Here is a 17,708-nt window from a genome sequence, read left to right on the forward strand (position 1 = left end):
GTTCCAACAGGTAATCTTCCGCTGCTATGATCGCAATCACTTGGGGTGAGAACCATGAAACGCGCACTTTTTCTGGCCACGGCGGTGGCACTGGCAACGGCGATGCCTGCATTCGCCCATCAAAAACACTATAATACCGGCCATTCCGGTGGTGTGAATTACGGCGGGACTGTCACGGTCAGCTGCTATCGTGGTCCTTGGAACGATGTCATCTGGGATCGGCCCAACGGCGTGTTCATCGACAGCCTTGTTGCTGTTGGATACGATTTGCCCACGGCGCATGCCATTGGTGAACGGATTTGCCGTGATCCGGCGCTGGTTTACAATCCTGACCGTCTGCGCGCCGAGGCGATTCGCGTTTTGCGCAATTCGCCCGCGCGGCGCGGCAAATATCACCGCAATCATTGATCACGCGCCCCCGGTTTGTATGACCGGGGGCGTTTTGCATTGGCGGGCATAACCCGGATTTCATCGGGTGATTGGCGCCAGATAAAATGCACTTTCTGGTTTTGAAATTTACGATTCGGCATGGAGCGGCTTTCATTTGCGCCTGCGCAATTTTCAGATTTATTCTTCACAATCGGGTGAAAGTTGTTAAAGTTTCGAGAGACATAACAACCGGGGGATGCGTCGGTGCTGCCAATTGCCAACGCACTCGTATTTCGAAGGAGACTGAGTGTGTTGAACTTTTCCAACGCAATGCGTGCTGCGCTGGGCGGTATCGTGATTGCCGCCGCGGCCACGTTTGGCGCGGGCGCGGCACAGGCGCAGGCGTCGTATGTGCCGGGCATCTGGGTTGATCCGGATGGCTGTGAACATTGGGTTATGGACGATGGTTGGGAGGGGTATATGAGCCCGCACACCAACCGGCAGGGCATTCCGGTTTGTCGTCGCGGCAACACCTGTGCGGTGATGAACAGCGATCAGTTGTTCGCCACGGACAGCTATAAAATTAGCGCGCAGGGCCGGGCCATGCTGGCCAATTTTTTCGCCTCTGCGGGTGCGACAAGTTACATCATCGCCGGTCATACCGACAGCCGGGCGTCTGACGAATATAACATGCGGCTGTCGATCAACCGCGCCAATTCGGTGGCCCGTGTGGCCCAATCCGCCGGTGCGCGGATCGCTGATGTGCGCGGATACGGCGAACGGATGCCAAAGGCATCAAACAGCACCCACGCCGGCATGGCGGTGAATCGCCGGGTCGAAATCATCTGCATTCGCTAAGGAGAGCGATTATGAAGCTTACCAAAATCGCTCTTGTCGCCGTGGCGGGTTTCGCCCTTGCTGCCTGCGATATCGACGACAAACAGGATAAAACCGTTGATCGGTTCATCGACAGCAAAGATCTGTCGCAACTGAAGGCCGGTATCTGGATCGATCCAAACGGTTGTGATCACTGGATCATTGACGATGGCATCGAAGGATATCTTTCGCAGCGTCTGGATAAGTACGGCAAACCCGTGTGTTCCGGCGCGGGCGCGCCCAATACGGCGATTGGCCCGTTCAACAAGGGCACGTCGATTCCCGATCCGATCTGATCGTGAAACGACGTTCGGTCAAACGCAAGATATCGGGGCGCGCGGGGAACTGCGCGCCCCATTCACGTGTTTGTGACTAAACAATCCGGGTCAAACGTTTGGGCGGATACGCCGAACGAAAACAGGAAAGGGAACAGCATGCTGTGGGTTGAGGACATTCTTGAAAGTGCGGTGATGTGGTTTCTGGCCCGGGTGCTGGCCACGTTTTTCTTCTGGTGGGCGGGTCTGGGTTTTATTCTTGATCAGGACACCGCGCGCGCGACGATGGATGCCTTGGGGTTTCAGCCTGCCTGGCTGTTTGCCATTTTGGTGCCTGCGGTGCAGATCATCGGCTCGCTGATCGTGATTTCCGACCGATTCGTATGGTTCGGGGCGGGAATGTTGGGCGTGTTCACGATTGGCACCATTTTCATGGTGCATGATTTCTGGAACATGTCCGGCCCGGCGCGACAGCAGAATTATTTGTCGGCACAAGAACATATCACCGTGATTGGCGGGCTGATTGTTGTGGCCATTGCCAGCCACATTCGCCATCTTTGGATCGAACAGCGGCGGCGGCATGGTTTTCTGTGAAATGACGGGTGTGTGGGGGCAGGGCGCAATCTCCCCTTGCACAGCGCGCCCCGCATCACCACCCTATAGCTGAGCAGTTATTTTCGGAGTAGTCATTGGGCCTTTCCCCACCACCCCCCGCACACGCCACATTACCGGCCGCCGAAACGGTGGTTGAATTTCCCGATAACCGGTTGTTGATTGACCTTTGCGGTGAATACGACCGCAATCTTGCCCGTATTGAACAGGGGCTGGATGTTCAGATCACGCGCCGGGGCAATGCCCTGTCGGTCACCGGCGACGCGGCAGAGCGCGCCATGGCGATCCTGCAGGCGCTGTATACCCGGCTTGAGGCGGGGCGCGCATTGGAAACCGGCGATATCGACGCCGCCATTCGCATGGGCCCCAGCCGACGCGCCGATGGCCCGCCTGCGGGGGATCGGGTGCAATTGGTTCAAGGCAATCGGCTTGAAATCAAGACCCGCAAAAAGATGGTCGAACCCCGGACCGAGGCACAAAAGGCCTATGTCAAATCCCTGTTCAAGAATGAACTGGCGTTTGGTATTGGCCCGGCGGGCACTGGCAAAACCTATCTTGCCGTGGCCGTTGGGGTGAACCTGTTTATAGAAGGCCATGTTGACAAGATCATACTGTCACGCCCAGCGGTCGAAGCGGGTGAAAAGCTGGGTTATTTGCCCGGTGACATGAAAGACAAGGTCGATCCGTACATGCAACCGCTGTATGATGCATTGAATGATTTTTTGCCGGGCAAACAGGCGGCGAAACTGATCGAGGAAAAGCGTATCGAAATCGCTCCGCTAGCGTTCATGCGCGGGCGCACATTATCAAACGCGTTTGTGGTGTTGGATGAGGCGCAGAATGCGACGTCGATGCAGATGAAGATGTTTCTCACCCGGTTGGGCGAAGGATCGCGCATGGTCATCACCGGCGACCGCACGCAGATCGATCTGCCGCGCGGTGTGCAATCGGGCCTGCATGATGCAGAACGCCTGTTGAAACATATCGACAAGATATCGTTCAACTATTTCACCTCCAAAGACGTGGTGCGCCATCCCCTGGTTGCCGCCATCATCGAGGCATACGAGGCCGATGGCTGAGATTATTTGCGACGTCAGCGTCGAAGACCCAAGGTGGGCAAAATTCGGGCTTGAGGCATTGGCGACCCGCGTCATCACCGCCGCCCTGGCGCATTTGCCCGCCGCCCGGTGGGAAGTCAGCATTCTGGCCTGTGACGACAAACGCATCGCCACCCTGAACGCCGATTTTCGGGGCAAACCGGTGGCCACGAACGTGCTGTCCTGGCCCAGCGAAGAGCGGGGCGCACAGACCCCGGGTGCGACGCCCGAACCGCCAGACCCGAAAGGCGACACCGAATTGGGTGATCTGGCCATCGCATTCGACACCTGTCAGGCCGAAGCGGCGGCGGCAGGTATTGCAATGTCTGATCATGTTAGCCATTTGTTGATACATGGCACATTACATTTGTTGGGCTATGATCACGAAGATGATGCCGATGGCGATTTGATGGAATCGTTCGAAACACAGATTCTTGATAAGCTGGGGATCGCCGATCCCTATGGGCCAAATACGATTGGGGGGTGACGCGGCGCGCACCCTGATCATATAGTATTCATCCGCAAGAATGCGGCGCAACACCGGAAAGGGACAATGGGCGAGAGTGACGACGGGCCGAGTGAGGCCATAGAGGACGACAGTAACGACTCGTCCCAAAAACGCGGCCTCTTTGGACGGCTGATTGATGCATTCAACCCCGGCGAAGGGGAGGCGGAAGAGGGCGGAGCCGCGTGTTTTGGCCCGGCAGGTACGCATCTTCCCGGCTTGTCAAATCTGCGACGGATGCGGGTGGATGATGTTTCGATCCCCACCGTTGAAATCGTTTCCGTTCCCCATGACATCAGCCAGCAGGATTTGGTGCGCGTTTTCCGCGAAAGCGGGATGACACGATTGCCGGTTTACCGCGATACGTTGGATCAACCGATTGGTATGATTCACCTCAAGGATTTCGCGCTGCAACATGGTTTCAACGGCACAACCGCACAATTTGACCTGCAGACGATGCTGCGGCCATTGATTTATGCGCCGCCCTCAATGCCGATCGGTGTGCTTTTGCAGAAAATGCAAAGTGACCGGATGCATATGGCATTGGTCATTGATGAATACGGCGGTGTCGATGGGTTGGTCACGATCGAGGATTTGATCGAACAGGTGATCGGCGAAATCGAAGACGAACATGATATCGACGAAGGCCAATACTGGACCGAGGAAAAGCCCGGCGTGTTTCTGGCGCTGGCCAAAACCCCGCTTGACGAGCTTGAGGCGCGCATCGGGCTGCGCCTGGTCGACCCCGAAGAGGAAGAGGAAATCGATACTTTGGGCGGTGTCGCCTATGTGTTGACCGGCCGCATTCCCGCGCGGGGCGAGGTTATTTCACATCCGTCGGGTGCCCAGTTGGAAATTGTCGATGCCGATCCACGGCGGATCAAGCGTATTCGCGTGCGTCTGGCCGGGGCCGAACGCCCGGTTGAACGGGGCGCAGAAAAGGCCGCTGCCAGCAGTGTCTAAGCTACACGGTTGGCGATTGTGGGCGGTGTGCCTTGGCGCGGGGGCGATGGCGGCCTTGGGTCAGGTGCCGTTTTCATTGGTGCCTGTTGCCCTGATCGCCCTGGCGTTCTGCTGTGCCCTGTTCATGACGGCGGCAAACTGGCGCCGTGCCGCGCTGATCGGGTGGATATGTGGCGCGGGCTATTTCGCGGTGACCCTGCATTGGATCGTTGAACCGTTTCTGGTGGATGCGCCGCGCCATGGCTGGATGGCCCCGTTTGCGTTGATATTTTCGGCCTTCGGGTTTTCGCTGTTTTGGGCGTTTGGCTTTGGGCTGGCCCATGGTATCGCCCGCCCCGGATGGTGCCGTGCCGTGGCCTGGGCCGTGGCCATGACCATGGGCGAAATGCTGCGGGGGTATATCCTCACCGGATTTCCCTGGGCGATGCTGGGCTATATCTGGAGCGAGGGGCGCGGCGCACAGATCGTGGCGGTGATCGGGCCTTACGGGCTGACCCTTGTTACGCTGCTGGGCGTTGCGATTGCCGCGCATCTGGATCGGCGGCGCAGCGCAGCGTTGGTTTTGGTGGGGCTTTGGGGTTGGATCATCGGCACCGGGCATCTGTTGCTGGACCCCGCCCAACCCGCGCCCGCCGACGCCGCCACACTTCGGCTGGTCCAACCCAATGCGCCGCAAAACGAAAAATGGGATCCCGACCGCGCGATGGTGTTTTTCAACCGCCAGCTTGATTATACCGCCGCGCCCGGTGCGCCGGATCTGACCATCTGGCCCGAAACCGCCATTCCGTGGTTGGCCGAACCGGGCCACCCGGCGTTGGAGCAAATTGCCTTTGCCGCGCAGGACCGGCCGGTGATCATCGGTGCGCAACGTCTGGAAGGGTTCCGCGCGTTCAACAGCCTGCTGAGATTGGGTGTTGGCGGCGAAATCAACGCAACTTACGATAAACATCATCTGGTTCCACTGGGCGAATATATCCCATTCGGTCAGGTCACATCATGGATGGGGCTGCAAAGTTTCGCGGCCCAGGATGGCTATGGATTTTCGGCCGGGCCGGGGCCGGAGTTGTTGGATCTGGGGCCATTGGGCCGCACATTGCCGTTAATCTGTTACGAGGCGGTGTTTCCACAGGATTTGCGCGGCACCGCACGCCCCGATTGGATCGTGCAGATCACAAATGACGCGTGGTTCGGCACATTTGCCGGCCCACAACAGCATCTGGCACAGGCGCGGTTGCGCGCGATTGAACAGGGGCTTCCGTTGGTGCGGGTGGCCAATACCGGTATTTCCGGCCTGATTGATGCCCGGGGGCGGCTGCGCGATCATATCCCGCTGGGCCAAGCGGGGTATATTGATGTGCGCCTGCCCAAGGCGCGGGCCGCGACGCCCTATTCCAAAACCGGCGATTTGCCTTTGGCCCTGTTGCTGTGTGTATTTGCCGCGGCGCTATTACCGGGGCGGAGCGCTAAGGTAATTGATCCTTAACCCCAGACAGTGTACCCCGCGCCATCACACCCGGCGCAACGGCTTCCTGGCGCGTCGGGCTCATTTGAATGGAGCACGTCCCAATGACCCGCAAGAATTATGTATTCACTTCGGAATCCGTGTCCGAAGGCCACCCTGACAAGGTGTGCGACCGGATATCAGATGCCATCCTCGATGCGCTGCTGACCGAAGAACCCGAAGCGCGGGTCGCCTGTGAAACCTTTGCCACAACAAACCGCGTGATCATCGGCGGCGAGGTGGGGCTGAGCGATCCGACCAAGTTGAAAGAATATATGGGCCAGGTTGAGGGAATCACCCGGGCCTGCATCAAAGACATCGGATATGAGCAGGATAAATTTCACCACGCCACCTGTGAGATCACCAACCTTTTGCATGAACAATCGGCCCATATTGCCCAGGGCGTGAATTCGGCCGTGGACAAGGATGAGGGCGCCGGCGATCAGGGCATCATGTTTGGCTTTGCCACCCGCGAAACCCCTGAATTGATGCCGGCACCGATTCATTATGCCCACGCGATTCTGAAACGTCTGGCCGAAGTGCGCAAGGATGGCACCGAGCCCACTTTGCGCCCCGACGCAAAATCACAGCTTTCGGTGCGCTATGAAGATGGCAAACCTGTCGGGGTCAGTTCGATCGTGTTGTCGACCCAACATTCTGACGAACGCCAGACCAGCGCCGATATTCGCGCCATCGTCGAACCCTATATTCGCGATGTCCTGCCCCAGGGCTGGATTGACGACGAAACGGTGTGGCACGTGAATCCCACCGGCGTTTTCGTGATCGGTGGCCCGGATGGCGATGCCGGTCTGACCGGACGCAAGATTATCGTCGATACTTATGGTGGTGCGGCACCCCACGGGGGCGGTGCGTTTTCCGGCAAAGATCCGACCAAGGTTGACCGTTCCGCCGCCTATGTGGCGCGGTATCTGGCAAAAAATGTGGTTGCGGCGGGCATGGCCGACAAGTGTACGATTCAGCTGTCCTATGCCATTGGCGTGGCGCGGCCTTTGTCGATTTACGCCGATACCTTTGGCACCGGCGATGTGGCCCCCGCCGAAATCGAGCGCGCCATCGATCAGGTGATTGATCTGACACCGCGCGGTATTCGCGAACATCTGGGTCTGAACCGCCCGATTTACGCCCGCACCGCCGCCTATGGCCATTTCGGCCGCGCACCCGAATCCGATGGTGGTTTTTCATGGGAGCGGACAGATCTGGTGGATGCGCTGAAAAAGGCAATCTGACAGCTGCGAGATGTTTTTTGGATGAACGCGCTCTTGTGCGTCAGGGTTTTGCGCGGCTTGGACTGCCGCGCATAACCACAACAAAGAGGGGGCCCCATGGTAGGCGTGAATTTCCCGCGTTCGCGCGACGGCGAACCGTTTGCCTGGGGTCTCTCCGGGCCCGAACCTGTCGAGATCTGGGAAAGGTTTTCTCCGGCCTATGAGGCGCAACTTGAGCGGTTGGTGTCCACCCTGCAAGAGCTTGGGTTCGCCCCAGCGGTCGGTGGGGCCGGGTCGGAGGATGGCGAATATGTTCGGGCTGAATATCTGGCCAACAGCCGCGTTGTGTTTTTTTACCACCTCGAAGATCCCGCCGACGCACGGTTTATTGCCGCGCTAAACGACGATGATCTGCGCAGATGGATTATCGAATCCTGGGGCGTTTAGCGGGGCGTTTCCCTTTACCCCACACCGCCATTTCCCTGATCAGATCGCGCGCAACCCGGTCGCCGGTTCAAGGGTGTGTGGCGGCGGCGCCAAAGTGTCGCGCATAACCAGCGACGTGCCAAGTTCGATTGATTTCAACGGCTTATCGTCTTTCAATAGCCCAACCAGCGCCAAGGCCGATTGTCGGCCCATTTCACGGTGGGGGACATGAACACTTGTCAGCGCCGGGATGGTAATCTGGGCAAGCTGCATATCGTCAAACCCGGTGATTGAAACATCGGCGGGCACTTTGATTCCCATCTCATGGGCCCGGCGTAACGCTCCCACCGCCAGCACATCATTGCCGCAAAAAACCGCGGTGGGGCGCGGCGTTGATTGCATCAGGGTTGCAAACGCAACAGCGCCCTGTTCGATGCCATATGTCGTTGTGACCATTTGCAAATCTTTCGGGTCCAAACCGGCGGATTTCAGAGCATTGCGAATGCCCGTCAGACGCCCTGATGCACGGTCGTTGGTGGATGTGTCAGCCGAAATCAGCGCCAGACGTTTGTGGCCCAAATCAATGACCGCATCGGCCATCTTTTGCATTGCCGCCACGTTGTCAAACCCGACTGATGGCTGTTTCAACGCAGGTTCATAGGCCCAGGTGACAAGCGCCGGAACGCCTTGGGTTTCCAAAAACTGATATATCTCGGGGGCGCGGGCATGGCCGATCAATAACAGGGCATCAGCCCCGCGCGCCACCAAAGACCTGATCTGTTCCTCTTCGATATCCTGGCGGTACGAGGTGCTGGCGACGAGCATGGTATAGCCGTGGCCGCGCAACTCTTCCTGAAACGCTTGCAGGGCGCGGGCGAAAATCGCATTTTCCATGGTGGGGATGATTGCGCCGATGGTGTTGGTGCGACGCGATGCCATCGCCTTGGCGCCGAAATTCGGCGAATATCCCAGTTCCGCCACAGCGGCCATCACCCGTTCGCGGGTTGGTTTGGCAACCTGTGTGGGAAAGTTGAGACACCGCGATACCGTCGCAGTCGACACACCTGCCATTTGCGCGACATCATGCAAGGTCGGTATCGAGTGGCGTTGCGGCATACAAATCCTGAGTATTCACGTCTGAGAAAATATCGGTTTGTCGTCTTACCAGCATAACAGATGATAAAACAGTCGATGTAAAGGCTTGCATTTCGAAAATATCACGGTTTAAATAAAAAAGGGAATTGGCGTAGCGATCGGGAGGATACGCAGATGCCGCTTTACGGAGCACTCATCTTGTTTACGATTTTTGCAGCAAACGTGGTGCTTGGCGCCATGTCCAATGCCGCATTTCTAAGCGATGTGGGCGAAATGCTCGTGTTGTGGGGTGTCGCGGTGCTGTTCGTTATCGTGGTTCTCAAGAAAGAGGCCGACGCCAGGAAATAGGCCTAATTCAACAGATCAGGGAGGATCGAATGATGGATCAAGAGAACGAAATCAAATCCGCCGAACGGCGCAATTTTCTGAAGCTGGCCGGCATGGGCAGCTTTACCGCAGCGGTTGTTGCGGGTGCGGCCGGAACGCTTTGGTCATCCGAGGCCGCGGCCCAGACGGCGAACGAAGAGCGTGACCGCGAAGCGGCCGCCGATCATGTGATGACGTTGGCCACAGAATATGTCATCGGCACAACGCGCAGCTATCCGGTGATGCAGCTGGACGTGAAAGAAAACCTGCAAAACGCATCCAATGGCAAAATTTACGTCAAACTTGCACCGGGTGGGCAACTTGGCACCGGGTCTGCGCTGGCGCAAAAGGTGCAGGGCGGCACCGTTAATGCAGGGCAGTTTTCCCTTTCGAACTTTGCGCCCTTTGCCCCGGCTGTCGATCTGATCAACATGCCGTATTTCTGCGGTGCGAATCAGCGTTTCGTGAACCTGGTCACATCCGACATCTGGAAAACCGAAGTCGACGCCATGGTTGAACAGCGCGGGTTCAAGCCGATGTTCTATTTCTGCATTGATCCGCGCGTCATGGCCGTGCGCAAGGGCGGCGCCGGGGCGATCATGACACCGGGCGATCTGCAGGGGGTCAAATTCCGCGTGCCCGGCTCGCAGATGTTGCAACAATTTTACCGTATGGCCGGGGCCAACCCGACGCCTGTGGCCTGGGGTGAAACATCATCGGCCATCAAACAGGGCGTTGCCGATGCGTTGGATCCGGCTGTTGGCGCGCTCTATGCCTTTGGTTTCAAAGACATCCTTAGCCATGTGACCTTTACACAGGCGGTGCCTGACAGTCAGGTCTACGCCTGCAACCTGGAATGGTACAACACCCTGCCGGGCGACGTGCAAGAGGCCATCACATGGGCATCCGAGATGAGCTTTCATCAAAACCTTGCCAAGGTTCCGTCGTCGCGCGCCTTTGCCATGGCGGAAATGGCCAAGAGCGGCGTTGAATTCCACTCGCTCAGCGACGACCAGCTTGCCGAATGGAAAGACACGGTTGGCTATCAGCGGTCGGAATGGGACGGGTTCAAGACCGAACTTGCCGGGTCGATGGACACGTTCGAAAAACTGGTCGAAGCGGCCGGAACCCGTGGGCAATTTTACGTTCACGACGCCTGATCGACACAGATCGGCGGGCGCTGAATGCGGCGCCCGCCACATTCCAAACATTCAAAGCGCTGCTTTTTCCGGCCATTCCGGAGCATTTGTCGCGTGATGTCTCCGGGGGGACAGATGGAAACTTTGCGCAATATCGACCGCAACGCCGAAAGATGGCTGCTGTTGGTCTTTTATGTCATGCTTGTCATCACGATGGCGATCGAGGTGCTGCGGCGCGAGGTGTTTTCCTATTCCTCGGTCTGGGGCGAAGAGATCGTGCGCTATTCCTTCATTTATCTTGCCTGGATCGGGGCATCGGCGGCGATCCGGGATCGCGCCCATATCCGCATTGACGTGATCATGCATTATATCGGGCCACGGCCAAAGGCACTGCTGTATATCTTTGGCGATATCGTGATGTTTCTGGTCGCTGTGATCGCGCTTTACTGGTCGTTCGAAACGGTTCTGGTTTCGGCAAAATTCGGGTCGGTCACCGCCGGGCTTCGCATTTCGCAAATCTGGTTTCTGATGGCCGTTCCGGTCGGATTTACGCTGATGATCTGGCGGCTCATTCAATCTTTTCTTCGTGATGTCAAAGCCCTGAAAGACGGGACTGACGTTTACGAAGGCAATACTCTGTTCGATTGAGGAAATACTTAAATGTGGCAACAAATCAATCAGACAGTGGAACTGGGCTGGGATTTCCACCTGCCGGTGATCTTGTTTGTATCGCTGATCGCGCTGGCGGTTCCGGTCTGGGCGGCGATCGGGGCTGGCGCGATCGTCATGCTGGTCATGTCGGGCGACATGCCGCTGAGTGCGGTTGGCGAAACGCTGTTCAGCGGCATCGATTCCTTTGCGCTCACGGCGGTGCCGTTGTTCATTCTGACCGGTGATGTTTTGGTGCGCACCGGTTTGTCGCGCAAATTTCTTGACGTCGCCGAGGCCCTGACCAGCTTTGCCAAAGGCGGGTTCGGATCGGCGACAGTTCTGGTGTGCGGCATGTTCGCGGCCATTTCCGGGTCGGATGCGGCGGGTGCGGCGGCGGTGGGGCGAATGACAATCAGCCGTCTTGTCGAATCCGGTTATCCGCGGCCCTATGCCTGTGCGCTGGTTGCGGCGGGGGCCTGTACCGGCATTCTGATTCCGCCCTCCATTGCCTATATCATCATCGGTCTTGTTCTGGGAATTTCGGCATCAACCCTGTTTCTGGCCGCACTGATCCCCGGCCTTGCGATCCTTACATCGATCCTGATTACAAATATCATCGTCAACCGTATCTATAATTACGAAGGCGGCGGCATGCTCAGTTTCGCAGAGTGGTTCACAAATCTGGGCCGCTCGCTGAAATCGGGGTGGTATGCGTTCATCGTGCCGGGCATCATTTTTTACGGCATCTTCTCGGGGCGTCTGACCCCGACTGAGGCGGGCGCCACCGCGGTTGTTGTCACGATCATCATGGGGTTCATTCTGCGCACGCTGAAGTTTGCAGATTTTCCCGCGATGCTGCTCAGCTCGGCCAAAGTGAACGGTGTGATCCTGCCGATCATCGCATTTTCGGCGCCTCTGGCCGAAGCCCTGGCAATCATGGGTGTTCCGCAGGGGTTTGTGAATTCTGTCACTTCATTGACGGACGAACCCTGGGTGCTGATCCTGTTGATGATCGCGATTCTGATCGCGGCGGGCTGTGTGATGGAGACGACTCCAAATATCGTGATCCTCGCGCCGATCCTGAAACCGTTGGCCGACAATATCGGCATGAATGAAATTCAGTTTTGTATCATGATGGTCACGGCGTTGGGTGTCGGATTTATCACGCCGCCCCTTGGGCTGAACCTGTTTGTGGTGGCCGGGATCACGGGCGAATCCATTCTGCGGATTGCATGGCGTGCGATACCATTTGTTCTGGTCATGTTGATTGTGGTTCTGCTGATCGCATATATCCCGGCCATTTCCACGACCCTGTTGCCGGATATTTACAAATAGGCCGGGTCTGTCAGGGTGGGGGCATAAATCCAGGGGACACACGGGATGCAAACTGATCGAACTGACCTTGAAGGATTGGCAACACCCGCCTTGGTGCTGGATACGGCCAAGATGACGCGCAATATCGACCGACTGGCGGCGCGCGCCAGTGATCTGGGCGTGACGTTGCGGCCGCATATGAAAACCGCCAAATCGGTTGATGTTGCCAAGCGTCTGACCGGTGGTGACACCACCGGGCCGATCACCGTGTCGACCTTGAAAGAGGCCGAGGTGTTTCATGGGGCGGGCTACACCGATATTCTGTATGCCGTTGGTATCGCGCCGCAAAAACTGCCGCATGTGCAGGAACTGCGGGGCAGGGGCTGCGATCTGGTTGTGATCCTTGACAGTGCGGCGCAGGCGGTCGCGGTGGCCGATGCGGGCGTGCCGGCATTGATTGAAATTGACAGCGACGGGCATCGCGGCGGGCTGTCTGCGGATGATCCCGACTTGATCAAGGTTGGCCGTATTCTGCACGATCACGGGCTGCTGCGCGGGGTGATGACCCATGCAGGCGAAAGTTACGGCGCCCGCGGTCAAACCGCCCATGCCGCATTTGCCGAACGCGAACGCGATGCGGTTGTTGGCGCGGCTGAAAATTTGCGGGCGGGCGGGCTCGATTGTCCTGTTGTGAGCGTCGGATCAACACCCACCGCCCATGCCGCGCGCGATCTTACAGGCGTCACTGAAATGCGCGCCGGCGTTTACATGTTCTTTGATCTGGTGATGGCAGGGATTGAGGTGTGCCGCGTGGACGACATCGCGCTCAGCGTGCTGACCACGGTAATCGGGCACCAAAATGCCAAGGGTTGGGTGATGATTGATGCGGGCTGGATGGCCATGTCACGCGACCGTGGAACAGCAGCGCAAAGTGTGGATCAGGGATATGGAATTGTCTGCGATGCCCAAGGGGCGGTGATTCCCGATCTGATCGTGATCAGCGCCAATCAGGAACACGGCATCATTGCCCTGCGGCCGGGCGCGAATGGCACGGTGCCTGATCTTCCTGTGGGAACACGATTGCGCATTCTGCCCAACCATGCCTGCGCGACGGCCGCACAACATGACCGGTATCACGTGCTGCCTGCGCAGGATGGAACGATGGCGGTTTGGCATCGCTTCAACGGCTGGTAAGCGGGCGGACCGGCAGAACCCTTTCATGTCGTTCTCAACCTTGACTTACCGGGCGCCTCGGTGCTTCGGTCGGCGTTAGATCAATCACGGAGGCTGCCATGCGCCATCTATCAATTCTTGCCCTTGCCATCATGCCGACAATGTCGGCCGCCGAAATGCTGGACGACACACCGCGCATCGCCCTGATGTCGGCATTCCCGCCCGAATGGGTGGCGTTGCAGGAAGGGTTGGAAAACCCGTCCGAACATGAATTGAATGGCGTCACCTTCATCACCGGCCAGATGGGCGGCAAGGATGTGGTGATTTTTCTGTCGGGCGTTTCGATGGTGAACGCGGCCATGACCACGCAACTTGCGCTTGATCATTTTGACATTACGACCATCGCGTTTTCCGGTATCGCGGGCGGTGTCGATACCAGCCTTTCGATTGGCGATGTGGTGGTTCCGGCGCAATGGGGCAAATACCTCGAAGGTGTGATGGCCCGCGAAACCGATGGCGCGTTTTCGATTCCGCCCTGGATGAACAGCGATTTTGAAAACCTGGGCATGATCACGACCGTCCCGATGGGGATCAAATCGGCGGCAAGTGCCGAAGTGGATGATCGTTTCTGGTTTCAGTCGGATGAAAAATTGTTGGAAACCGCGCGCCGGGTTGCGGAAGAAATGACGTTGGCCGATTGCAATCCCGACAACGAATGCCTGAGCACCGCGCCCGAGATCGTAATTGGCGGCAATGGGGTGTCGGGGCCGTTCTTCGTGGACAATGCCGAATTGCGAACCTGGGCCTTTGCAACATTTGAGGCACAGGTTCTGGATATGGAAAGCGCGGCGGTGGCCCATGTTGCCTATGCCAATGACGTGCCGTTCATCGCGTTCCGGTCATTGTCTGATCTGGCCGGCGGCGGCGAGGGGGCGAATGAAATGGGCACGTTCATGTCCCTCGCGGCCAGCAATGCGGCAAGCGTGATGCGCGGTTTTGTCGCCGCATTGGAATAGCGCGCGGTTTTACCGCAAACCCGGTGAGAGGGCGGGTTTTGGATCATGGGGAAAGAGCCGGGGTTTCATTTGGGCGATGGTGGTAACATCAGCGCCCGAATGGCCGGATCACCTCCCAGATCCCGTGCCAAAAACCGCATGCCCGATTCCGTCAGATGCTGATCGTCGAAATTCATCAAGGTCAGATCGTCACCCGGCACAAAGGCCAGACATCCATCAGGGTCACAAAGCGCTGCCAATCGGTTATACACATGAAAACCATAAGGTTGCGCCATTTCAACCAGCGCCCTGTGTGCCGCCGCAACATCAAAATCAAACCGCGCTGGCAATCGGGTGTCCGGGGTCAGATTCGCATTGTTCAACCCCAAACCGCGGATCGCGCTGACGGTGGGGTTCTGAAACTTTGGTCCCGGCCCGATGACAAGAACCTCACCGCCCCACCGATCCAGATCAGTCAGGGTTTTTGAGGTTGGGGAAAGACCCACAATTGGCCAGTGCGATGCAAGAATTACCAGTTTCGGTTGGACGATGGACAGTACCTCGGAAAGGTTGTCGTTCAGGCCGGGAAAGCAATGCCGGTTGGCCCGAACGGTATATTGCGCTGGCGCACAGCCAGAGGAATGAAGCATCACAAGATGCGCCTTGGGAAAGGCATATCCAATGGTGCGCAACATGTCGCGCCCGTGACTGTCGCCTATAATCAGAACCGGCTGATCACCGGGCGCCGCACCGCGGGTGGCATTTTGTGTCGCAGTTTCAAGACACGCGAGGGTGGCAGGCACCGTTTCATAGGTGTCCAGACTGCACAGGCCCTGGCGCCCATCCATGCCCAGATTGGTCAGATGATCAATGTAATCTGAACGTGCGGTGTCGGCCAACGCCGTGATGACGCGGGCATCATGCAGGGGAAGATATGTGCGCGCGGTGCTTATCAGGGATGTCTGTTTTTCAAGCGTCCAGGCAAAGCCAACCATAATCAACGGTATCACCGCCACCGCGACCGATCGTTTGGGCAACCGCCACCACGGGTTTGTACGCACAGGCCTTTCAAAAAACCGATAGGACAGTTCAGCCAACGGAAAAGCCAGCAGGGCAATGGCCATCCGCTCTCCTTCGTTGGGGATGATCATGATGAGTTTGAGTGCAACGATAAGCGGCCAGTGCCACAAATAAATCGAATACGACCGCGTGCCGATCCACCGCATCACCCGATTGGTCAAAAACCAAAACGACGGATCCGACTTTTGCGCCGGGGCTGCCACCACCAAACCCGCCCCGATGATGGGCAACAGCGCGCCCAAGCCGGGAAAGGGCAGGGCCGAGCGGTACAAAACAGCCGTCGTCACAATCACGCACAGCCCAACCAACCGCATGATCCAGCCAAAGCGCGCAAACCGTGCGAACGCCCCCTGACTCAGGCCCAGAATCCCGCCGATGGCCAATTCCCAAAACCGCGGCACTATCCCGAAAAACGCGCGGTTGTCTGCGTTTTGAACAAGATATTCTGCCCAGATCAGCGATACGCCCGCGAAAAGGATCAGAACAAGCGTCATGCGCGATTTCACAACAAAGGGCAGCACCGCAAGGATGAGATAGAATTGAAACTCTACCCCCAATGACCATGTGTGCAGCAACAAGATGGTATCGCTGCTGCGTTCGAAATATCCACTTTGTGCCAAAAACAGATAGTTCGAGAAGAATCCCGATGCCGCAAATGCGCTGTTTAAAAACTCTACAAACGCGCTGTCGCTGAGGTATAACAGGCCAACAGCGCCGCTGAAGGCAAGCACCGGCAGCAGGGCGGGCACCAGACGGCGAAACCGCCGCAACATGAAATCCCGTGCCGAAAACGTGCCCGCCGCACTCTGTTTGAACACCGCCGGAATGATCAGATAGCCGGAAATGACAAAGAAGACATCAACACCGATAAAGCCGCCGCCAAAATCGGAAAATCCGACATGATAGAAAAGAACAATCAGAACCGAAAGCGCGCGCAAGCCGTCAATATCGTGCCGAATCTCACGCGCTGCGTTTTGCCGTCCTATCGTCACGCGACATTCCTTTGTTGAAACGTACCCAACGGACATCGCGTCAGGGATACTTGGGCCTCACGAAGTGCCGCGACCGTTTTGCGGGCCTGCAAGACCATCCGATATGGGGGGTCTGAATATCTTAAACCAATGAATATTCAATACCGATGCGTTCAGGGCCGCACCGCGCAAAAGGGCGATCTGTGCGTGGCACTGAAAGGTACAGTGCGCTGGCTAGGATCAGGGCCGGGCCTGCCGCGCACATGGTTCAATCATCTGAGGGCTATGCTGACATTCAGATGCTGTTTTGCACCCTGTCCCACGTGTTGGCGAGGTGGCGTTCCATGATATCGGACAGGCGCGTGGCGTCGCGATCTTTTAGCGCGGCGACCATTTCTTCATGTTCGGCCACGGCATTGGCCCAGTGTTCGGGCGTCGCGTTGCCCATGAACCGAATCCGTTTAAGACGCGCCTGAATGTTGGCCTGAATCTCAACAAGCGTCGGGTTCCCGCTCAGTTCGGTCAGGCGACTGTGAAATTCCTGATTAAGCTTGTAATAAGGAAGCCGGTTGCGGGATTCGTAATATCCGATCATTCGACGGTGAAGATCCAGCATACCTTCGATATCGGCGTCCGATGCCCGCTCACAGGCCAGACGCCCGACCAACCCTTCCAGATGGGCCAGCACTTCCAGCATGGATTGCACTTCTGATGGGGTCAGTTTGCGCACCCGGCTGCCATGCGACGGGCGGATCACGATCAGACCCTCGGCCGCCAACGTACGCAGCGATTCGCGAAACGGTGTGCGCGACACGCCAAGCTGGCGCAGCAGCGTCGTTTCGTCGATCCGGCTTCCTGGCTCCAACACGCCCTCGATGATCAGGTCGCGCACCCGGCTGGCAACCTGATCGTGCAGCGTTTCTTTTTGAATGGCCAGGGGGTGGGCCGGTTCGGTCGTGTCATTCATCAGTGTTCTCCTCGCAAATATATTAGAGCGTTGTTCGGGAAAATACATCTTGAATTTACAATATAAAATTTTGTATACATAATACACAGGAAAGAATTTGTACTCGG

Annotated in this window: 19 protein-coding genes and 1 riboswitch; of the genes, 16 read left to right on the forward strand and 3 right to left on the reverse strand. The window is 57.4% G+C overall.

Annotation, left to right across the window (positions count from 1 at the left end):
- Positions 1–54: 54 nt before the first annotated feature.
- From C8265_RS15905 to C8265_RS15950, 10 genes are all read left to right on the forward strand, one after another.
- Entirely contained in the window at positions 55–408 is a 354-nt protein-coding gene (locus C8265_RS15905) for a hypothetical protein (protein WP_108485006.1), read from the forward strand.
- A gap of 270 nt (positions 409–678) precedes the next feature.
- Positions 679–1,227, forward strand: coding sequence for an OmpA family protein (locus tag C8265_RS15910; RefSeq protein ID WP_240611115.1), 549 nt, complete (start codon positions 679–681; stop codon positions 1,225–1,227).
- A gap of 11 nt (positions 1,228–1,238) precedes the next feature.
- Positions 1,239–1,541: a hypothetical protein gene (locus tag C8265_RS15915; RefSeq protein WP_108485008.1), complete on the forward strand. Its 303-nt coding sequence runs from the start codon at positions 1,239–1,241 to the stop codon at positions 1,539–1,541.
- Between the two features lie 138 nt (positions 1,542–1,679).
- Positions 1,680–2,114, forward strand: a complete 435-nt coding sequence (locus C8265_RS15920) for a DoxX family protein (protein WP_108485009.1) — start codon at positions 1,680–1,682, stop codon at positions 2,112–2,114.
- A gap of 95 nt (positions 2,115–2,209) precedes the next feature.
- Positions 2,210–3,211 carry a PhoH family protein gene (locus C8265_RS15925; protein ID WP_108485010.1) on the forward strand — a complete coding sequence of 334 codons (1,002 nt, stop codon included), beginning with the start codon at positions 2,210–2,212 and terminating at the stop codon, positions 3,209–3,211.
- Positions 3,204–3,716 carry an rRNA maturation RNase YbeY gene (ybeY, locus tag C8265_RS15930; protein ID WP_420818875.1) on the forward strand — a complete coding sequence of 171 codons (513 nt, stop codon included), beginning with the start codon at positions 3,204–3,206 and terminating at the stop codon, positions 3,714–3,716. Before C8265_RS15925 ends, ybeY begins: the two co-directional genes overlap by 8 nt.
- A gap of 66 nt (positions 3,717–3,782) precedes the next feature.
- The gene (locus C8265_RS15935; RefSeq protein ID WP_108485011.1) at positions 3,783–4,697 is read left to right on the forward strand and encodes a CBS domain-containing protein; all 915 of its coding nucleotides are present in this window, start codon (positions 3,783–3,785) and stop codon (positions 4,695–4,697) included.
- Complete coding sequence (gene lnt / locus C8265_RS15940) at positions 4,690–6,180, forward strand: apolipoprotein N-acyltransferase (RefSeq protein ID WP_240611116.1); 1,491 nt, start codon at positions 4,690–4,692, stop codon at positions 6,178–6,180. Before C8265_RS15935 ends, lnt begins: the two co-directional genes overlap by 8 nt.
- Before the next feature lie 27 nt (positions 6,181–6,207).
- Positions 6,208–6,256, forward strand: a riboswitch (SAM-SAH riboswitch).
- A 7-nt stretch (positions 6,257–6,263) separates the two neighbouring features.
- Complete coding sequence (gene metK, locus C8265_RS15945) at positions 6,264–7,445, forward strand: methionine adenosyltransferase (RefSeq protein ID WP_108485013.1); 1,182 nt, start codon at positions 6,264–6,266, stop codon at positions 7,443–7,445.
- Between the two features lie 96 nt (positions 7,446–7,541).
- A complete protein-coding gene (locus C8265_RS15950; RefSeq protein ID WP_108485014.1) occupies positions 7,542–7,871 on the forward strand; it encodes a hypothetical protein in 330 nt (109 codons plus the stop codon).
- A gap of 39 nt (positions 7,872–7,910) precedes the next feature.
- Here C8265_RS15950 and C8265_RS15955 read toward each other — a convergent pair whose 3' ends face one another.
- The gene (locus C8265_RS15955; protein WP_108485015.1) at positions 7,911–8,966 is read right to left on the reverse strand and encodes a LacI family DNA-binding transcriptional regulator; all 1,056 of its coding nucleotides are present in this window, start codon (positions 8,964–8,966) and stop codon (positions 7,911–7,913) included.
- Between the two features lie 177 nt (positions 8,967–9,143).
- On the opposite strand from C8265_RS15955, the gene C8265_RS19550 reads away from it, so the two are divergent.
- The 6 genes from C8265_RS19550 to C8265_RS15980 all read left to right on the forward strand — a co-directional run bounded on the left by C8265_RS19550 (position 9,144) and on the right by C8265_RS15980 (position 14,604).
- Entirely contained in the window at positions 9,144–9,293 is a 150-nt protein-coding gene (locus C8265_RS19550; protein ID WP_164512354.1) for a hypothetical protein, read from the forward strand.
- Positions 9,294–9,322: 29 nt separating this feature from the next.
- Complete coding sequence (locus C8265_RS15960) at positions 9,323–10,471, forward strand: TRAP transporter substrate-binding protein (RefSeq protein ID WP_108485016.1); 1,149 nt, start codon at positions 9,323–9,325, stop codon at positions 10,469–10,471.
- A gap of 114 nt (positions 10,472–10,585) precedes the next feature.
- Complete coding sequence (locus C8265_RS15965; protein WP_108485017.1) at positions 10,586–11,098, forward strand: TRAP transporter small permease; 513 nt, start codon at positions 10,586–10,588, stop codon at positions 11,096–11,098.
- 12 nt (positions 11,099–11,110) lie between these two features.
- On the forward strand, positions 11,111–12,436 hold the full coding sequence (locus tag C8265_RS15970; RefSeq protein WP_108485018.1) for a TRAP transporter large permease: 1,326 nt from the start codon (positions 11,111–11,113) through the stop codon (positions 12,434–12,436).
- 45 nt (positions 12,437–12,481) lie between these two features.
- The gene (locus tag C8265_RS15975; protein ID WP_108485019.1) at positions 12,482–13,609 is read left to right on the forward strand and encodes an alanine racemase; all 1,128 of its coding nucleotides are present in this window, start codon (positions 12,482–12,484) and stop codon (positions 13,607–13,609) included.
- 98 nt (positions 13,610–13,707) lie between these two features.
- Positions 13,708–14,604, forward strand: coding sequence for a 5'-methylthioadenosine/S-adenosylhomocysteine nucleosidase (locus C8265_RS15980; protein ID WP_108485020.1), 897 nt, complete (start codon positions 13,708–13,710; stop codon positions 14,602–14,604).
- 65 nt (positions 14,605–14,669) lie between these two features.
- Here the strand turns inward: C8265_RS15980 and C8265_RS15985 are convergent, their stop codons facing one another.
- Both C8265_RS15985 and C8265_RS15990 read right to left on the reverse strand, forming a co-directional pair.
- Positions 14,670–16,655, reverse strand: coding sequence for an acyltransferase family protein (locus tag C8265_RS15985; RefSeq protein ID WP_164512358.1), 1,986 nt, complete (start codon positions 16,653–16,655; stop codon positions 14,670–14,672).
- A 274-nt stretch (positions 16,656–16,929) separates the two neighbouring features.
- Positions 16,930–17,601, reverse strand: a complete 672-nt coding sequence (locus tag C8265_RS15990) for a GntR family transcriptional regulator (RefSeq protein WP_108485022.1) — start codon at positions 17,599–17,601, stop codon at positions 16,930–16,932.
- Positions 17,602–17,708 lie beyond the last annotated feature (107 nt).

Origin of the sequence: Oceaniglobus ichthyenteri (assembly GCF_003057885.1) — a bacterium.
Lineage (GTDB): Bacteria > Pseudomonadota > Alphaproteobacteria > Rhodobacterales > Rhodobacteraceae > Oceaniglobus > Oceaniglobus ichthyenteri.